At 66.5% G+C, this 17923-nt stretch carries 15 protein-coding genes and 3 pseudogenes; 12 read left to right on the top strand and 6 right to left on the bottom strand.

Translation table 11 applies throughout. The annotated features are described in order from the left end of the window. Positions 1 to 255 precede the first annotated feature (255 nt). Positions 256 to 1776 (bottom strand): hypothetical protein, encoded by a 1521-nt coding sequence (locus QEG98_RS09795; protein WP_316566547.1) that lies wholly within the window; start codon positions 1774 to 1776, stop codon positions 256 to 258. Between the two features lie 468 nt (positions 1777 to 2244). After that, positions 2245 to 2562 carry a DMT family transporter gene (locus QEG98_RS09800; RefSeq protein WP_141617289.1) on the bottom strand — a complete coding sequence of 106 codons (318 nt, stop codon included), beginning with the start codon at positions 2560 to 2562 and terminating at the stop codon, positions 2245 to 2247. A gap of 299 nt (positions 2563 to 2861) precedes the next feature. Between QEG98_RS09800 and QEG98_RS09805 the strand changes: the two genes are divergently transcribed. Both QEG98_RS09805 and QEG98_RS09810 read left to right on the top strand, forming a co-directional pair. Continuing rightward, entirely contained in the window at positions 2862 to 3407 is a 546-nt protein-coding gene (locus QEG98_RS09805) for a TetR/AcrR family transcriptional regulator (RefSeq protein ID WP_316566548.1), read from the top strand. A 134-nt stretch (positions 3408 to 3541) separates the two neighbouring features. Continuing rightward, entirely contained in the window at positions 3542 to 3736 is a 195-nt protein-coding gene (locus QEG98_RS09810; protein ID WP_316566549.1) for a hypothetical protein, read from the top strand. A 474-nt stretch (positions 3737 to 4210) separates the two neighbouring features. On the opposite strand, the pseudogene QEG98_RS09815 reads toward QEG98_RS09810, so the two are convergent. The 3 pseudogenes from QEG98_RS09815 to QEG98_RS09825 form a co-directional block, all read right to left on the bottom strand. Then, positions 4211 to 4342, bottom strand: a pseudogene (locus QEG98_RS09815) (DDE-type integrase/transposase/recombinase); the annotation flags it as partial. Between the two features lie 73 nt (positions 4343 to 4415). Further along, a pseudogene (locus QEG98_RS09820) lies at positions 4416 to 4877 on the bottom strand (IS5 family transposase); the annotation flags it as partial. A gap of 133 nt (positions 4878 to 5010) precedes the next feature. After that, positions 5011 to 5190: pseudogene (locus QEG98_RS09825) on the bottom strand (transposase); the annotation flags it as partial. Positions 5191 to 5278: 88 nt separating this feature from the next. On the opposite strand from QEG98_RS09825, the gene QEG98_RS09830 reads away from it, so the two are divergent. Then, positions 5279 to 5425 (top strand): hypothetical protein, encoded by a 147-nt coding sequence (locus QEG98_RS09830; RefSeq protein ID WP_316566550.1) that lies wholly within the window; start codon positions 5279 to 5281, stop codon positions 5423 to 5425. A gap of 681 nt (positions 5426 to 6106) precedes the next feature. Here QEG98_RS09830 and QEG98_RS41790 read toward each other — a convergent pair. After that, complete coding sequence (locus tag QEG98_RS41790) at positions 6107 to 6334, bottom strand: hypothetical protein (protein ID WP_410477991.1); 228 nt, start codon at positions 6332 to 6334, stop codon at positions 6107 to 6109. Between the two features lie 239 nt (positions 6335 to 6573). On the opposite strand from QEG98_RS41790, the gene QEG98_RS09840 reads away from it, so the two are divergent. The 9 genes from QEG98_RS09840 to QEG98_RS09880 all read left to right on the top strand — a co-directional run bounded on the left by QEG98_RS09840 (position 6574) and on the right by QEG98_RS09880 (position 17764). After that, complete coding sequence (locus QEG98_RS09840) at positions 6574 to 7179, top strand: HlyD family efflux transporter periplasmic adaptor subunit (protein ID WP_316566551.1); 606 nt, start codon at positions 6574 to 6576, stop codon at positions 7177 to 7179. Between the two features lie 41 nt (positions 7180 to 7220). Further along, complete coding sequence (locus QEG98_RS09845; RefSeq protein WP_316566552.1) at positions 7221 to 7784, top strand: cysteine peptidase family C39 domain-containing protein; 564 nt, start codon at positions 7221 to 7223, stop codon at positions 7782 to 7784. A gap of 53 nt (positions 7785 to 7837) precedes the next feature. After that, positions 7838 to 9910 carry an ABC transporter ATP-binding protein gene (locus QEG98_RS09850; protein WP_316566553.1) on the top strand — a complete coding sequence of 691 codons (2073 nt, stop codon included), beginning with the start codon at positions 7838 to 7840 and terminating at the stop codon, positions 9908 to 9910. Continuing rightward, on the top strand, positions 9907 to 10494 hold the full coding sequence (locus QEG98_RS09855; RefSeq protein ID WP_316566554.1) for a hypothetical protein: 588 nt from the start codon (positions 9907 to 9909) through the stop codon (positions 10492 to 10494). Before QEG98_RS09850 ends, QEG98_RS09855 begins: the two co-directional genes overlap by 4 nt. Further along, the gene (locus QEG98_RS09860; RefSeq protein WP_316566555.1) at positions 10395 to 12017 is read left to right on the top strand and encodes an ABC transporter ATP-binding protein; all 1623 of its coding nucleotides are present in this window, start codon (positions 10395 to 10397) and stop codon (positions 12015 to 12017) included. The genes QEG98_RS09855 and QEG98_RS09860 overlap by 100 nt, the downstream gene beginning before the upstream one ends. Next, positions 12014 to 13513, top strand: coding sequence for a TolC family protein (locus tag QEG98_RS09865; RefSeq protein ID WP_316566556.1), 1500 nt, complete (start codon positions 12014 to 12016; stop codon positions 13511 to 13513). The genes QEG98_RS09860 and QEG98_RS09865 overlap by 4 nt, the downstream gene beginning before the upstream one ends. A gap of 6 nt (positions 13514 to 13519) precedes the next feature. Further along, positions 13520 to 15085, top strand: a complete 1566-nt coding sequence (locus QEG98_RS09870; protein ID WP_316566557.1) for a hypothetical protein — start codon at positions 13520 to 13522, stop codon at positions 15083 to 15085. 190 nt (positions 15086 to 15275) lie between these two features. Next, positions 15276 to 16286, top strand: a complete 1011-nt coding sequence (locus tag QEG98_RS09875) for a phosphotransferase enzyme family protein (protein WP_316566558.1) — start codon at positions 15276 to 15278, stop codon at positions 16284 to 16286. Between the two features lie 758 nt (positions 16287 to 17044). After that, positions 17045 to 17764, top strand: coding sequence for an integrase core domain-containing protein (locus tag QEG98_RS09880; protein ID WP_316566559.1), 720 nt, complete (start codon positions 17045 to 17047; stop codon positions 17762 to 17764). Positions 17765 to 17923: the final 159 nt, after the last annotated feature.

The following is a 17923-nucleotide window of genomic DNA, read 5'->3' on the forward strand; positions in this document are numbered from 1 at the left end:
GAGTCCCAGGTGCGTGTTAACAAGCGCGTCTGGCTGCCATTCCTCCGTGCTCGCCGGTACATGCAGTCCCGCCAGTCGCTGCTGGACTCCTCGCTCGCGTAGTTCTTCAAGGAGGCGGAGCGGTATCGGCCATGATTTTGGGTAGACACACCTGGCGTCATCCTCGACTGGTGCCAGGGCTCAGCGCGACGCCAGGGATCGCGAAACCCACTGTCGGGACTCGTCCCAGTCCACCGTCGAAGAAGGAAACTCGCGTCAGTTCCAGGGGGCGCTGCCGCGGTACTCGGTGATGCTCGGCGGGTACTCGGTCCAGAAGCGCAGCGCCCCGTCGTGCCCCATCAACGTCTCCTGCTTGCCGCGTGCATCCGAGTCCGAGACCGCGAGCGAGAAGTTGGAGGGCACGAATGATTCCTCCATGCCGAGGTTCGCCACAGGAATGGTGAGCGTCACCTCGTAGCCACGCGGACGCTTGCGCCAGGTGCCCTGGATGGAAGGAATCACCGTGTTCGCCTCTCCCGTCCAGTCACGCGCCTCGATTCTTCCTCCCGCCGCGAGCAGGACGCTCACCTTGAAGGTAGCGCCGGGATACCGCGGCACGGTGAGCTCCAGGTGGTCCGAATGCAGGCCTGTGCCTTTCCCGAGGGGAAACACCTTGTCATCGTGCACCTCGGCGAAGAGGGCGAACGCCTCTCCCGCCCGGGCCAGTCGCCACGCGAACGCCAGGTCGGTTGAGCCCGTCCAGTCAGCAAGTCCCCAGGTGACGTGGGCGAGGGTGAAAGCCTGGACCGTGGGAGCCAGGGCGAGCGCGGCGTCGGCGGACTCCGCGAACCTCACGGGATAGGGATTGCTCCCATTGACGACCACGCCCACGGTGTCGGTGAAGGACATGTATCCCGGCCGAGTCCGGGAGAGCCATTCCATTTCTTCCGTCGAGCCGCGCATGCCCACGGGCCCAGAGAACACATAACTCCTGGGCGTCAACCTGACCGAGGTCGCGTCTTCGGCGAGAGAGGCCAACTGGACGTCCTCTCCCTTCACCATGACGCCACAGAACGGACCCTCGATTTCGGACGCCGGCTTCGCGGTGGGCTCCTCGTGCCCGGCGTCGGGCTCAGACTCGGACCCCGTGAGCAGGAGAATGCACGTTCCGTCCCCACAGGCGTAGTCCACCGGCTTGAAGGTCACGCCCGTGGGACACAGGGCACGGGCCCGAGCGAGGAGTTCGTCACTCACGACTTGTGGCTCGGGGGGCTTCGGGGCGGAGGACGGGGCCACGCGCTGAACACCAGGCTTCGTCCACTGCGGCGTCTGGCTGGGAGCCTCGCTGAAACGCGTGCCATCCCGAGACACCTTCAGGAGAGTCCGAGACACGTGGGTCGAATCCAGGCCATTGTCGACGACAGTGAAGTGCTCGTGGTTGCTCCGGGTGACGAGCTCGACATGCTCCGCGTCGATGAGTCTCGGGGTGCTCGTTGACCAGGAGTCGAGCGAACGCGACGCCCCCACGAACTTCCCCTTGAGGTCCGACAGCACCATGAACTTGTTCGTGCAGACCCCGTAGAAACATGGCCCGAGCTCGTCGACCACGAGCCACACACAGAAGGGGCCTTGGCAGTTGATTCGCTTCACCGTACTTGACCCGTTCACGGTGTCGATGGGGCCCTCGACGAGGACCGTGCCCTTCGCGACGGGGGGCTCGTCAGAGCCCGCCAGGGCCGCAGTGCTCCCGAGTTCCAGACAGAGCGCCAGGGCGAGTCCACCGCGACGTCTGGACATCGGGAGCGTTCGTGGGCCTGGCGAAAGGGGCGCGCGGCGTGGGGCATTCATTCGGTTCAGCTTCATGCCTTGCGAGATTGCAGACGGCATGCCGTGGCTGTCCCCATTGGGGGCCCTTTCTCACGGCCCACGGCGGCGAAAACGCGGCTCCAGGGCCGCGAGGTGAGGGCCTCCAGACGCATTCTCTCCGCACGAACGGCGGCTCGGTCGGCGCCGAAGTCGTGGACGTCATGATGACGGCGTGGCCCTGGATGCGCGCACCGCCGCCAGCGGCAGCAGCCGCGCCTCCAGGTCCGGATTGCGCGCGAGCGCCTCATCAACCCATTTCGCAGGTTGCTCCAACAGGTGAGGCCCGCGCCAGGGCGCTCACTCCACTGGAGCGCGAGTTGGACCTGCGTCGCGCCCGAGAGGTCCTCAGGTGGCCCAGCGGAGGAGAGGGCAGGGGGCCCCTTCAATCGGGGGCCGATCTTAGTGCGCCAGCTTGAGCGTCGCGACCCCTGCGACGATCAGCGCGATGCCGAGATACCGGGCGAAGGACGTAGGGTCCCCAAAATACAGCACCCCGATCAGGAACGTTCCGGCGGCACCGATGCCAGTCCAAACGGCGTACGCCGTCCCGATGGGAATGTGGCGCTGCGCGAGCCAGAGCATGAAACCGCTGAAGCCCATGAACGCGACGGCGATGGCAACCCCGCTCCAACGGGTTTCGGGATGCTGCGCCACCTTCAGGCCGAACGGCCAGCCAATCTCAAGCAGTCCCGCAAGGACGAGATAGAACCAACCCATTGTCGCGCTCCTCGGTTCGGAGGGCGTTCGCCGCTCCGTGTCAGGCAGGGAGGGGCGTGGCCCATCCCACTCCTTGGGCGGTACTTCATGGGCACCGCGAATTTCCATGGTATAACGTACCGTCTAGACGGTTCGTTAGCAACGTCTCTTACGGTGGGCTATCAACCGGCTGGACGGTAGGTTGCTCTCAGAGGGTAGAAAGTCGCATGCCTGGACCACAACGCGATGCGGCCCGTACCCGGCGCATGCTCCTGAGTACCGCAGCGCGTGTCATCTCCGAGCGCGGCGCAGGTGTGAGCTTGGACCTCGTTGCGCGCGAGGCGGGTGTCTCCAAGGGCGGACTGCTGCACCACTTCTCCACCCGTGAGGCGCTCCTGCTCGGCCTCGTCGAGCACCTGGTGGAGGAAGTCGACGCTGCGGTTGCCCGGGCGCTGGACCCGGCGGACACGGCTCCCGGCAGTTTTGCGCGCGCGTGGATCCGCTCGATTTTCGAGGATCTCTCCGACGGTACGCTCGCGCACGAGCGCGCCACGCTCGTGGGCATTCTCGGCACAGTCCCGGAGGTGGTGCGCCGAATCCGCGAAGCGGGCGAGCGCTGGAGCCAGCGCCTTGCGCACGATGGCCTCGACGCTCAACGTGTCGTGCTTATCTCTCGAGCTTGCGACGGCGCGACGATGGCCTCGCTCTTTCAGCGACAACTCGGTCAGCGCGAGCTCGACGAAGAACGAGCGCTGCTGCTCGCGCTCACACGCGAAACGGGGCCACTCGTGGACATGTCCACCGAAGCCCATCGCCGCCGAGCAGCCCCCGGTGCGAAGAGGGTGAGTCGAGACCAGAAGTCGTGAGGTTCTTGCAAGCATAGCAAGGCCCCATCCGCTGCCAGTGACCAGAGGCCGAGCCGTTCGTCCCCACCTGCTCACAGTGGCCTGACCCTGTGCGGGCTCACGTCTCATCCTCGAGACGCCCGGGCGAGCCATGGATGCACACCCTGGACGTCCAGGTGGGCGTGAACTATCGCGTGAGTGCGCGGCAGCGCGTTCACTTTCACCTCGACATCTTCAACGGCCTCGACGTCCAGCCCCAGTCCACGCTTGCCTGGGGCCGCGACGTGGCCGTGCAACCCGCGTATGCACTGCCCCGACAGGTGCGTCTGGCGGGCCGGTACGAATTCTGAGCGCCAAGCGCAGTTCCTGGCATGCGCCCTCTTGCCGAATGGCCACTTCAGGCATCCTTGCGAGCCGCGCCTGTTTTCATTGCACGTCGTTGTGTGCGCCTCGCTCACTCGCCTTGACGCACTGCCGCAAGTGGTCTTGATACCCTCATGACGCAGCGACCGAATTTTGGGTAGGCACAGCGGTGGGGGCGGTGTCGTGGTGGCCGGCATGGCGTTTCGTCTCCGGAAGAGACAAAGGACTGCGGCGCGAAATCGGGGACATGGAATTCAGACGAGGAGGACTACCGGTGTGGCGCATCGAGCGATTTGCCACACCGGTTGGTGACTCGCTTGATCTGCCCTCGCTCTCTTGCATTGACGCGCTTCCAAACGTGCCTCGACGCACCCATGACGCAGAGGCCGAAGTTTGGGTAGGGACAACAGGGGGATCGTGACCTTTCAGCGCCATGTCGAGGGCCGAGAACACCAGGTGTCGGTCGATGCAGGGGGCATGGCCCAGCCGATGACGCGCCGACTGAAGAGGTCCTGCGCGGCAGCCAGGTACATTCAGCCCTCGCGTGTGGGCACGTACGTGATGTCCGTCACCCAATCGACTGAAGTCGCTGGACCATGTCGTCGTCCTGAACGAAGCCCACGCTCGGCGCATGCTTCGCGAGTACCAGCGCTACTAGAGGTGATCTCAGAATTGCCTCAAGAGGATGAGGATGCAGCCGAGGTGGAGGAAGCCGAGGAAGTTCTCCACCTTCACCTCGTAGCGGGTGACGAGACGACGGAAGTTCTGAAGCCAGGCGAAAAGCCGCTCTACCTTCCAGCGGCGGCGGTATCGACGCAGCTCACGTTCATCCTGAGTCTTCGTCTTGCGCCCTCGACGGTGCGGGGCAATCAGCTTCACTCCCCGCTGGTGCCACAGTCGCTCGTCGAGTTTATCAGCGTCATAGGCCTTGTCGCCGATGAGCCGCTCGGGAAGCTCGTCGATGAGGCTCTCGTCGAGCGTAGCTTCGAGGAGCTTGGTTTCGTGGGGAGAAGCGCTTGCCGCGCCAATGGCGAGAGGAAGACCAGCGCCGTCTGCAGCTGCCATGACCTTCGTCCCTTTGCCCCGCTTCGTTTTCCCGACGCAGGGCCCCCTTTTTCGCCGAGGCGAAGTACGCGTCGACGAAGCCTTCCTCCAGGTCGAATCCTCCGCGCTCTTTGAGGTCCAGGGCCAAGGCTCGCAGGACGGCGCGGAAGGTACCGTCCCTTACCCAGCCCTGAAACCAGCGGTGGACCGTCTTGTAGGGCGGATACTTCTCCCGCGGCAGCTCGCTCCATTGGGCCCCGGTGCGCAGAATCCACAGGATGCCGGCCCACAGCGCCCGTGAGGGCGTGGGCGTTCGCCCAGGCCGGTCCTCCCGCTTCAGCTTCCTCGCGGGGAGTAGCGGCTCAATCAGGCTCCACTGTTCATCAGTCAGGTCCACCGGTCAGCTTCGAACATGGCCATCCCCTCCATGTCGATCAGCGGCCTGAGCATCGCCCCCTTGCCTGCTCGCCCAATTCTGAGACCACTTGTACAACGCGAGCCGGACGCACCTGTCGCTCGGCAAGGATACGCCCGAGCGGCGTGAGGTGCAGGGCCCGGAGCGCGGAGCCAAGGTGATAGAGCTGCGGGAAGTCTTCGGGCTCCACCACCGGTACGAGCGCCGAGCGGCATAGAATCTCGGCCCCTCCAGCAACGGCCTCAGAGACATGTCGCTGCCGCGCCATCCTGCCTACCTTCGCGGGAGGGGAGGGGGGCGCCCGCATGCAGCGCATATTCGATTCAAGCGCATGAGAGGTTCTGGAGCAACCTGGCAGGAACGAGCACCTGCAAGATCAAGACGTTGCCAGAACCAGAAATAAGAGGAGGGCTGATGGAAAATTTTCATCAGCCCTCCTCTGGTGATCGAAAACGAGGAACGACCAGCCTTAACAGCTGGCATCAAAACGCCTGACTACTAACGCGCCTTCGGGCCGCCGCGAACGTGGATCTTGATCTTCATGTCGTGCCTCCTTTCGAGTTAAACGCTAAGTGAACTTGAAGTTGGATGTCAAATCGAGCCAGAAATCAATGTGTGGCGCATTGCGGCGATGCGGACGAAGTCCCGCGTCGCATCGAGGTGCTCGTATTCAGGCAATGGGAGCGTGAATCACAAAGCAGTGGCCGAGGTGTTGACATGGCAAGACCATTAAGGCGACTTTGGTTGGCGGACCATGGCATATCCCTTCGAGCGGACCCTTCGTTCCCTGAGCTACGAGTCGGACACGCGCCTCGTGTTCGTCGCTCTGATGGTGTTGTGTGCCGGCGGGCTCATCGCATGGTCGCTGTTCGCCAAGGTCCCGCTCGTCAAGGCCAGCTCACAGGCCCGGATCGAGCCACACAACGCCGTCCATCGCATCGAGCCGCCCAGCGCGGGCAGGGTCGTGCTCTCGCTGCTCAAACTCGACCAGGAGGTCAAGGAAGGCGACCTTCTCATCGAGTTCGACGCACGGGCCGAGCGCCTCGAACTCGAGCGGAGCAAGGCGACGCTCGCCGCGACCGAGAAGGAGCTCGCCATCATCCGCCAGCAGATCACCAACAAGCACGAAGAGGCGGCTTTGACGGCACGGGTGGACGAGGTCGCAGTCAAGGAGGCGCTGGGGAGGGAGCAGGAGCTCGCGCCCAGGCACCGGCTCGCGGTGGAACGCGAGCAGCTGGCCCTCAATAGCCCGACGGGCGCGGTCTCGGAGATGGAGAAGCTCGAGCGCTCGACCGATGTCGACGCGCTCCGCTTCGCGCAGACGGCGCAGGGCCGGCGCTCATCCGACTGCGGCGCGAGCAGAACGTGCGCCGTCAAGCCCTCGCCGCGCAGCTGCTGGAACTCGAGCGCGAGGCGCTGGGCGCCGAGGGGCGGATCCGGGAACTCCAGGGCACCATCGACCGCCTCGAGTACCAGATCGAGCGGAAGCTGTATCGGGCGCCGGCCACGGGCCACCTGGTCGACGTGGCGGAGCTCGGCGCGGGAGCGTTCATCGCGGACGGGCAGCGGGTTGGCACCATCGTCGCGAGCAATGCCGAGGTGCGGGTGCGCGCCCGTTTCCCGAAGGAGGTCGTCGGATTGATCCATCCCGGTCAAACGGCGCGCCTCAAGCTCGACGGCTACCCGATGACCATCTATGGGACAGTCCCCGCCAGGGTGACGGCCGTCGGGACCGAACCCGGCCAGACCGCCACGCCCGAGGCCATCCCCGGTACGGTGCGCGTCGAGCTCAAGTTCGCACCGCCGGACGATCCGCGCATCCAGCTGCGTCACGGCATGACCCTGGCGGTGGAGGTCGAGGTCGCGCGGGCGTCGCCTGTCGCGCTGCTGATGCGGGCGGTCGGCGAATGGAATCCACAGCCTGAAGAACGGCCCGTGACCGTGTTCCGGCCCGAAGCCGAGGCCCGCTGACCATGACTCCTCCCAGGCGCCGGCGCTCGATCATTCCCGAGGTGATCCAGATCTCGGCGACGGATTGCGGCCCCGCTTCACTCAAGAGCCTGTTCGCGGGGATGGGTGTCGAGCTCAACTATCGCGTCCTTCGCGAAGTGTGTCAGACGGACGTTGATGGCACCTCGATCGTCACCTTGGATGAAGTCGCGAACCAGCTCGGGCTCGACGCCGAGGAGGTGATGCTTCCGCTCGATCACGTGATGGTCCCCGAAGCCAAGGCGCTTCCCGCCATCATCGTCACGCTCAGCGCGGGAGGACGGCCGCACTTCGTGGTGCTGTGGAATCGCGTCGGCCCGTTCATCCAGGTCATGGACCCGGCGGCGGGCCGTCACTGGACCCGGATTTCGACGCTGCTGAGCCACCTGTACCAGCACACCACGTCCGTTCCGGCGACCGGCTGGCGCGAATGGGCCGGGTCCGAGGAGGCGGTCGCGACGTTCGAGCGCCGCCTGCTGAACCTGGGTGCGACGCAGGCGCGGGCGTTGGTTGCCCGGGCGCTCGAGGACCCCGGGTATCTGTCGATCGCCGGCTCGACGCCGCGTGCCGGGCGTCCGAAGCGATGATCCGCGCGGGCGCCGTCCGGCGAGGCCGGACGGCGGCGGGTCTGCTGCAATCCATGATGGCGAAGGACGATTCCGGCGACGTGCCCATCCCCGCTGCCTATTGGTCCGTTCGCCCCAACCCCGAGGCGGAGGGCGAGCTGTCGATGACCGGCGCGGTGCTGATGCGGGTTCGCGGTTGGCGCGAGGCTTCGCGCGCAGGCGAAGACGCGCCGAAAGCCGTGCTCGCGAGCGACCTGGCGACGGAGCTCGTCGCCAAGCAGGTGAGCCCGGCGCGAACGCTGCTCCGCCTGCGAGGCGAAGATTCGTGGGTCGTTCCGGGCCTGATTGCGGTGGGACTGGTGTTCGCCACCTTCGGGCGGATCCTGCAAGCGCTGATGCTCCGTGGCGTGCTCGACCTGGGGCGCGACCTCGGCACGTTCGCGCAGCGTGCGACGGGCATGGCCGTCCTCGCGGGCGTCGCGCTCTGCTTCATGCTCATCCAAATCCCCATTTCATTGGGATTGCTCGGCATCGGCCGCCGGCTCGAGGTGCGGCTGCGGAAGGCGTATTTCGAGAAGCTTCCCGAGATGGAGGACCGCTATTTCCAGAGCCGGCTCGCCTCCGACATGGCGTCTCGCACGCACAACATCCAGGCGATGCGGTCGCTGCCGCTCCTGCTCGCGCAGGCCTTGATCCTATCGCTCGAAGTCGCGAGCATCACCGCCGCGCTCATCTGGGCCGCGCCGCACGCATGGCACATCGTGCTCGCGCTCGCGGCGGTCACGCTGCTCGTGCCCCTGGTCGCGCAGAAGCTGCTCTTCGAGCCCGACCTGCGCGTGCAGATGCACGCAGGCGCGCTCAGCGGATTCACCCTGAACGCGCTCGTCGGGCTCACGCCGATCCGGATCCACGGCGCCGAGCGGTCGCTGCGCCGCGCGCAGGAGACCTTGCTCGTCAGCTGGACCAAGGCGCGCTATTGGCTCCAGACGCTGTCGGTCGGGTTCGAAGGCGGGCTGATGCTGGTGAGCTACGGCCTCGTCATGCTGCTCGTCTATTCGTACCTCGCGGGCACCGATCGGGCTTCGCTGGTGTTGTTGGTCGTCTATTGGGCGCTGCGGTTGCCCATCCTCGGCCAGCGGCTGATGCTGCTGAGCCGCGCGTTCCCGAATGCGATGAACCGGGTTCGCCGGCTCCTCGACGTCATCGGCGACATCAAGGATCCGCCGGACCGGCCCGAGGCGCCAGTGCAGGAGCCTGTCGCGTCCGCGGACGCCGCGAGCGGCGTTTCAATCGTGATGGAGAAGGTCCGCGTGAAGGGTGGCGGTCACACCATCCTCGACAAGGTCTCCTTGAACATCGCCCCTGGCGAGCACGTGGCCGTGGTCGGTGTCTCCGGAGCAGGCAAGTCGACGCTGGTCGGCCTTTTGCTCGGCTGGCTCCGGCCGGCGCGCGGCGAGATCAAGGTCGACGGGCAGGTGCTCGATCAGGCCGCTGTCGAGCGGCTGCGGCGCACCACGGCCTGGGTGGATCCGGCGATCAGTCTCTGGAACCAGAGCCTCATCGACAACCTCCGGTATGGCAACGACGGCGCGCACGGCTGGTCACTGTCGGGGGCGCTCAAGGGCGCCGAGATGCTCGACATCCTCGAGGCGCTTCCAGACGGGCTGCAGACGTCGTTGGGCGAAGGCGGAGGGCTGGTCTCGGGCGGCCAGGGGCAGCGCGTGCGCCTGGCGCGCGCGATGCTTCGCTCCGGCGTGCGCCTGGCCATCCTCGACGAGCCCTTTCGCGGTCTCGATCGCGACCGGCGCGCGCGGCTCCTCGCCGAGTCCCGGCGGCTCTGGGCAGACATCACGCTCCTCTGTGTCACCCACGACGTCGAGCACACCCAGGAGTTCGATCGCGTGCTCGTGATCGAGAACGGTCGGATCCTCGAGAACGGGCCGCCGAAGGAGCTGCTCGCGAACAAAGAGTCGCGGTACGCAGTGCTCCTTCGCGCCGACCAGGAGAATCGCACACTGCTCTGGGGCAATGGGCGCTGGCGCCATTGGTGGCTTTCGGACGGCCAACTGGTGGAGAGGCCGGCGCCGAAGCCGGTGGAGAAGCCAGTCGCGGAGCGCGCCGCAGGCGAGTTGGAGCTGGTGGGATGACGCGCTCGGACTCCGACCTGTTGTGGCCGGTAGAGCGACTGCCCGACGCGCTGGAGCAGCTGGCGCAGAGGCAAGGCTATGGCAGGGCCGCGGGCGAGATCGCCCCGCCCGCGGCGGCCGTCGAGCCGAGCCGGGTCTGGATGTTCGCGCTCGGAGATCGACTCGGCGTGGAGCTCGAGCCGATCACTCCGCTCTACCACGAGCTGCCCGACGTCCTCGAACGCGCCGCGCCTTGCATCCTCCAGGTCCGGCGAGACGGCGTTCCGTCCTATCTGGTGCTGCTGGGGACGCGGCGCGGGAAGCTGCGCCTGCTCGCGCGCGACGCCACGGTGGTTTCGGTCCAGAGGAAGAGCGCGCTCACGCTCCTGCGCGAAGAGCAGGAAGCCACCGTCGCCGAGGTGGACCAGCTGCTCGGTGGCGTGGAGATGTCGCCCCGTGCGCGCGAGCACGCCCGCTCACAGATGCTGTTGCAGCGGCTCGGCCGGTGCAGCTGCGCACCGGCTGGATCATGCGCCCCAGGCGCACTGCGAGCCGGCGGACGCTGCTCGGTGACATCCCGTCGCTCGTCGCCGGCATCCTCGTGAGCCACACGCTCCTCTCGCTGGTGCTGGCTGGCTCGTTCTGGTTGCTCGGTCGCGCCGCGCTCCAGGCCCACCTCGAGACCGGCTGGTTCCTGGGGTGGATCGCGGTGATCGCGTGCGCGATTCCGCTCCGCATGCTCGAGGTGTGGTGGCAGGGCGTGTTCTCGATCCGGCTCGGAACGCTGCTGAAGCAGCAGCTCCTGGCGGGAACCCTCAAGCTGACCCCCGACGAGGTGCGGCTCGACGGCATCGGCCGCCATTTCGGCCGCGTCGCCGAGGCCGAGGTCGTCGAGCAGCTTGCGGTCGGCGGCGCCCTGCTCGCGGTGTTGTCGCTCGTCGACTTGATCCTGGCGGGCGTCATCCTCGTGCTCGGAGCCGGAGGGTGGCCCCAGGCGATGGTGCTCGTCCTGTGGGTCGTGGTCGCGTTCGTCCTCGCGCGCCGCCACTACGGCGTCCAGCGGGCGTGGTCGAGCGCGCGCGTCGAGATCACCCACGACCTGCTCGAGCGCATGCTCGGCCATCGAACGCGGCTGGCGCAGCTTCCACTCGAACGCTGGCATGATGGCGAAGACGTCCGCTTGAGCTCCTACTCCGAGATCTCGAAGGTCATGGATCGCCGGACCATGCAACTGACCGCGCTCTTGCGCGACGGCTGGTTGGTGCTCGCCCTGCTGACCTTGCTGCCGGCGTTCAGCATCGGTACGGCCAATGCCAGCGCGCTGGCGGTGTCCGTGGGCGGCATCTTGCTCGCGCTGCGAGCCTTCGACGAGGTCGCCGTCTACTTCCAGCAGGTCTCCCAGGCGGCGGTGTCGTTCGAGCAGATCCGCGACTTGTTGCTCGCGGTGGGCCGCCCCGAGCTCGAATCGAAAGTTCCTCTCGAAATGGAGGGAGGCAAGCAAACCGACGCCGCCAGCGGAACCCTCATGGAGGCGCGGGGCGTGACCTTCCGGCACGACGCGCGCACCCGGCCGGTGCTCGAGAACTGCTCGTTCCAGATCGCGCAGGGCGACCGCATCCTGTTGGAGGGCCCATCGGGCGGTGGCAAGTCGACGCTGGTGTCGCTGTTGACGGGCCTGAGGACGCCGCAGGGCGGTGTGATGCTGCTGCACGCGTTGGACCGCGCGACGTTCGGCTCCTCGGGCTGGCGCAAGCGCATCACCGCCGCGCCGCAGTTCCACGAGAACCACGTCCTGTCCGGCAGCTTCGCGTACAATCTCCTGCTCGGGCGCGAGTGGCCGACCTCGCCCGAGCTGCGGACCAAGGCCGCCGCGCTGTGCAAGGAGCTGGGGCTGGACGAACTGGTCGCCAAGATGCCCGCCGGCCTCGAGGAGATGATCGGCGAGACCGGCTGGCAGCTCTCGCACGGCGAGAAGAGCCGGCTCTACATCGCGCGCACGCTGCTGCAGGGGGTCGAGCTGGTCATCCTCGACGAGAGCTTCGCCTCCCTCGATCCCGAGACCATGCGGGTCGCGCAGCGCTGCGTCCTCAACCACGCGAAAGCCCTCGTGGTCGTCAGCCACCCATGAGACTTCGACTTACGCTCGCCCTCCTCGCGATAACCTGCTCCGGTTGCGAGCTGATTCGTCCCGTCGTCGTCAAACCGCCTCCGACGCCGAGCAGCTACTCGACCGCCAGCGAACTGCGCACCGAGCCGACCCAACCGTCCAGCGCACCCGAGGGCGGGGTTCCAAGCCCGCGGCCGCCGAAGGAGGGCGTGCCCGCGAAGCCCGCCGAGCGCGTCACCCAGGACGCAGTCTGGTGGACGGCGTTCGCCGATCCGGCGCTCGACACGGCCATCCAGGAGTGCTTCGGCGACAACCTGGTCCTGCGCGAAGTGCGGGAGCTGATCTACGAGAACCAGCTCGACCCCAACGTGCCGCAAGGTTGGTGGTACCCGCTCCAGGTCGGCATCCTGAACCCGGCGGGGCTGAGGCATGTCGTCGCCAACGCCAACCTTCCGCCCGCGCCGCCAACCCGGGCCGAGTACGACGTCGCCAACGTCGGTTTCGGCGTGGCCTACCAGGTCGACCTGTTTGGAGCCCTCGGTGCGCAGCGGCGCGCGGGATTGAACTTCGCCGAGCAGCAGCGGCAGCTCACCGAGGGCCGCATCCAGGACCTCGCGGTGCGGATCACCCAGGTCTGGTTCGACATCCTCGAGGCCCGCGCGCTCCGGGACCTCACGCTGCGGCAGATCGACTACAACAGGGAACTGCTCCGGCTGATTCGAGCGCGGTTCGAGCAGCACCTCACGCCCCGGCTCGTGGTGCTGCAGCAGGAGCAGTTGCTGGTGAACCTCGAATCGCAGGTGCCGCTGATCGCCACCCGGAACGCGCTCTTGAATTCGGAGCTGAAGGCGCTGCTGGGCCGGGTACCAACCCCCGCCGACGACGTCATTCCACTCGATCGACAGCTTCCCGATCTCCCGCCCCCACCGAAACTCGGAACGCCGGGCGACCTGAACGTGAACACGCCCGAGATGCGGCTCGCGGAGCTGCGCGTCGCCGAGGTCGAGCACCGCATCAACGCGAACCTGGCGAGCTGGCTTCCGACGATTCAACTGGTGGGCAACGTGGGCGCTTTGAAGGTCGGCCTCTCGGAGCCGGCCCTGGCCGAGTCCGTCGTCGGGGTGAACCTGACCTGGGCCCTGTTCGATGGAAGGCGCGTCACCGAGTACATGCGACTGCCGATCCAGCTCCAGCGTCGCGAAATCCAATACCAGCTCGCGCTGCACACCGCGATTGGACGGGTGCAGGATGCCGTGGTTCGGGAGGAGAACGAGGCGACGAGCCTGCGCAGCCTGCGTGCGCAGGTCCAGCTCGGGCAGCAGCTCCTGGAGGAGGCGAGGCGGCTCTTCGAGCAGGGGCATTCGGACTATCTGACGGTGCTCACCGCCCTGACGAATCTGGTCGGGCTCGAGCGCGCAAGTCTGCAAGCGCAACGGCTGCTGCTCAACCATCGCGTCGAGGTCTATCGCTCGCTCGGCGGCACCTGGTCGCGCGACGTCACACTGAAGCGGGAGTGAGAAGCCATGGCACAGCTGCAAGCGGATGAGATGCTCTACATTCCCAATCGAAGGCGGCTCACGCACGACCGGCTCGACGCGGGGAATGGCCAGCAGGTCCTGCACCTCTTCTATGGCGAGGTGGAGCTCATCTTCGACGAGCCGGACATCGCGCCCCTGGGCGAGAAGCTGCTCCAGGTCGAGCAATTTCAAGCCTCCGACGCCATGGCGTGGTCGGACGGCGCGCCCCATTCCTGGGACAAGATCCGGGACCTGCTCGAAACATTGATCGAACAGCGGGTGTTGAGGCGGGTCTCGGATGCGCCCACGGGCCGCGCCGTGGTGTCCTTCCCTGAGCGGTTGGGGGAGGTGCCAGCCGGGCGTGAGCCGCTCACGTTCAGCGCCCGCGACAACCGTTGCCCCGTGCTGACCGAACAGGCGTTCGGACGGGCGTTCGAGCTCTCGAACCTCGAGGTGGTCGTGCCGGTCTACCGCGTGGCGCATCCGGCGCTCGACGGTGATGGCCGGCAAGTGGGCGAGAACAACGTCGCACCGCGCACCTTGTTCCTCGATCTCCCCACCGTGCGCAAGCAGTGCCACTACGCGGGGAGCCGGTACCAGAGCGAACGCCCGATGAACGTGACCGCGATGAAGGGCATGGCGCGTCAGTGGCCGGACCTGCTCTCGCTGACCGAGCAGTTCCGCAAGGCCTTCCTCGCGCGCATGCCGCCCCGGACCCCGGGCGTGCTCACCGCGGGCGAGCTCCACATGATGGTCGTCTGCACGCTCGCGTCGGTCGGGTACGTGCTGGTGCGGGGCACCCAGCCGGTGCCGAACGGAGAGCTCGACAGCGGGCTCGCGGCCATGTTCCGGCTGATCGACGGAGTTCGCCTGGTCACCAACGACCTGGTGCGCGATGCCCCCGAGCAGCCCGTCACCGCGCAATCGATCGTGGACTATGCCGAGCGTCACGCGGTCTTCCATGGTCCGCACGGCGTGTGCGCCGGTCCGCCGGCGCTGATCAACGAATACATGCAGGTGTTGACCGGCTCGGCCCCGGCACCCATCGAGGCCCAGCCCGACATCGCAGCGCGCCTCGGCGATCTCGACGCCGCGCTCGATTACGGCCTGCTCGGGCAGCGCGTCGAATCGGTGGTCCGCTTCCTCGGCGCGACCCAGGGGCTGCTCCACGAACGGCTCCGGGCGGCGTTCGCCGGACACCTCCCGCGCACCGCGCTGCAAGAGTGCGTGGAGGCGCCCATCGATGTCGCGCATTACCCGTTGCTCCGGGACGATTTCCCACTCGCCGAGACATACCAGCGCGAGATCAAGCTCAGCCGCTGGTTGTTCGCGCGCATCGGCGAGGCGTTCCCCGGCACGCCACAGGGCACGTCGCTGGACGAACTGGCGAAGCTGGATTCCGCCGAGCAGGCCACGAGCCAGCGGCGACTGGCCGAGCTCTTCGCGCATGGGCTGCCGGGAGACAAGGCCGTGGCGGAGCCCTCTGCGGTGAGCTCGCTGGCGTCGCTGCCAGCGCGTTTGCCCTCGAGCGCCGGTGCCTGCGCGTCGTCGAGCGCGAGCAAGCGATGCTGAACCAGCGGCTCCAGCGCCCGGATCACCCCCTGACCGGCGCGGACCTGGCTGTGTTCACGCGGCCGCGCAATGGCCCCCCGTTGGCGGAGACCCTCGCGCGCGGCCTGGGCGTCTCGGTCACCAGCGACTCTGCCTCGACCGTGCTGGGCTACGGTGAGAGCAGCCTCACGTTGAAGGACTAGAGGGTTCGATGCATCCAGAGCTTGTCCGCCGCTTCCACGAACCGATTCGCGATGAGGCTGCGCGCCGGTATGGCCTGTCGCCCGAGCAGCTCACCGAGCTCACGGCCTTCGAGAACTTCGTCTACGAGGCGGAGAACGACGACGGCGAGGGCCTGATTCTGCGCATCTCGCACAGTACGCGGCGAACGATCGACTACACGCTGGGTGAGGTCGAGTTCGTTCGCTATCTGGCCGCCGCGCGCATTCCCATCGCCTCGCCGGTCCTCTCCGAATCGGGGCAGTTCGTGGAGCGGATCGAAGACCGCGAGCCCGGCAGCTACTTCGTCGCCACCGCGTTCGAGCGCGCGCCGGGCGTCGTCTTCGACGACGCGCCTCCGCTCAAGGAGCGCTACTGGAAGCCCCCCCTGTTCCGCGACCTGGGCCGGCTGTTCGCGCGGCTCCACAACCGCGCCCAGACCTACGCGCCTTCGAGCCCCAGGCTCAAGCGCCAGGAATGGCATGAGTACGACGTGGTCGACATCGACCGGTTCGCGCCTCCCGAGGAGAAGCTCGTTCGCGAGCGCACCGCGGCGATCATCGCGCGATTGAACCGGCTACCGCGAACACCGGAGAGCTACGGGCTGATCCACGCCGATCTCCACATGCACAACTTCTGCTTCGCCGAAGGGAAGATCACCGCGTTCGACTTCGACAACTGCGAGTACGCGTGGTTCGTCAAGGACATTGCGGTACTCCTCTTCTACATCGCGCGAGGCGAGGCTCGAGAGGCGCGCGACGAAGCGGCCGCTGCGTTCCTGGGGCCGTTCCTCGAAGGGTATCGGGAGCTCCGACGGATGGATCGCGAGTGGCTCGCGGCCGTGCCGGACCTGCTCGCGCTCCAGCGCTCGATGAATTACGCGCTGTTCCACCAGTATCGCGACCCGGCCGTGCTCGACGAGAGCACGCTCGACCGGTGGGGGCGGTTCCGGCGCGACATCGAAGCGGACACACCCGTCCTGCAGATTGATTTCAACGTGTAACGAGCACCTCTCCAGCCTGCTGTGGAAGAAGGACCTGGCTGTGACTACCGGATATTCGAGGCCGGCGAGAAGCGTGCGTCGGCGAACGCGTCATTGCATGCACAGTCCTACGGATGGGGCCGAAGAATACTGGGTTTGACCGGGCGAAAGAGGGGGAGTGTGCGCGGTTCCCTCTGTGATGCCATGCGGTCCGTTACGGGGGGCGGCAGAATTCTGGCGTGCTGGCTACGGCCGGCAAGAATGGCAGGATGAGGGCCTTCGTCAAGGCGCTGGCTCAGACGTTGCGCTCGGTCTTGCGGAGCCGTTCGGAACTGGCTCTGGAGAATTTGGCTCTTCGCCAGCAACTCGCGGTCTCTCGCGAGAAGCGCCCATCACCGGGGCTTGCCCGGGGCGATCGCTTCTTCTGGGTATTTCTCCAGCGCTTCTGGCAGGGATGGCGGCGTCCACTGTGCTTGGTGCGGCCGGCGACGGTGGTGAAGTGGCATCGGATGGGCTTTCGGCTCTTCTGGCGCTGGAAGTCCAGAAGTCGGGTGGGACGTCCTCGGGCAACCCTGGAGCTGAGGGCGTCGATTCGGCGCATGGCCGAAGCCAACCCGACATGGGGGGCCTCGTGTATTCACGGGGAGTTGCTGAAGATGGGGATGGAGGTAGGCCAGACAACGGTCGCTCGTTACATGCCCAGGCCGAGAAGGGGAGCGCCGAAACCATCACCAACATGGCGGAACTTCTTGCGCTTGCATCTGGCGGAGTCCGCAGGGATGGACTTCTTTGTCATTCCGACTGCGACGTTTGGAGTGCTGTTGGGATTTGTGGTGGTGAGTCACCGGGACAGGCGAATCCTCCACCTCAATGTGACAGCGCACCCGACGGAAGAATGGACAAAGCCGCAGTTGCGAGAGGCCTTTCCCTGGGCCAGTGCTCCGAGATACTTGCACCGAGATAGGGACAAGATCTACTCGGAGGGCGTTCGCGCCACGCTTAAATATTTGGGGATTCGCGAGGTGCCGAGTGCAGCACGGTGTCCGTGGCAGAATCCCTATGCGGAGAGAGTCATCGGCTCGATACGTAGGGAGCTGCTGGACCATGTCGTCGTCCTGAACGAAGCCCACGCTCGGCGCCTGCTGCGCGAGTACCAGCGCTACTACAATGCGATCAGGACGCACCTGTCACTCGGGAAAGATGCGCCCGAGACGCGTGGGGTGCAGGGCCCGGAGCACGGAGCCAAGGTGATAGAGCTACGGGAAGTCTTCGGGCTCCACCACCGGTACGAGCGCCGCGGGGTAGAGTCTCGGTCCCTCCAACAACACCCTCGTAGACCCGCGCGTGCTGCACCAGCCTACCTGCGTTCGCAGGAAGGGCGGGGAGTGTCCACATGCAGGCAGAGAGGTGTTGAGGCGTCTGCGCCGGGCGTAATTCCGACCTCTATCAAACGGAAGGGAGGCCCCAGCGGCTCGTCATGCGCATCGCTCACGTCATGACGCACGTTTTGACGCACTCATGACGCAGCGACTGAATTTTGGGTAGGCACAGGTGCTACTCAGGGGGAGCCGCAGGGTGCGCGTCCAGGTGGTGAAGGTGACGGCAGCGTTGGCGTCGTGGAGGAACTCCGCCTCGTTGCGTGAGAGGCGAAAGCCGCC

The sequence above is a fragment of the Myxococcus sp. MxC21-1 genome (genome assembly GCF_032612255.1).
Lineage (GTDB): Bacteria > Myxococcota > Myxococcia > Myxococcales > Myxococcaceae > Myxococcus > Myxococcus virescens.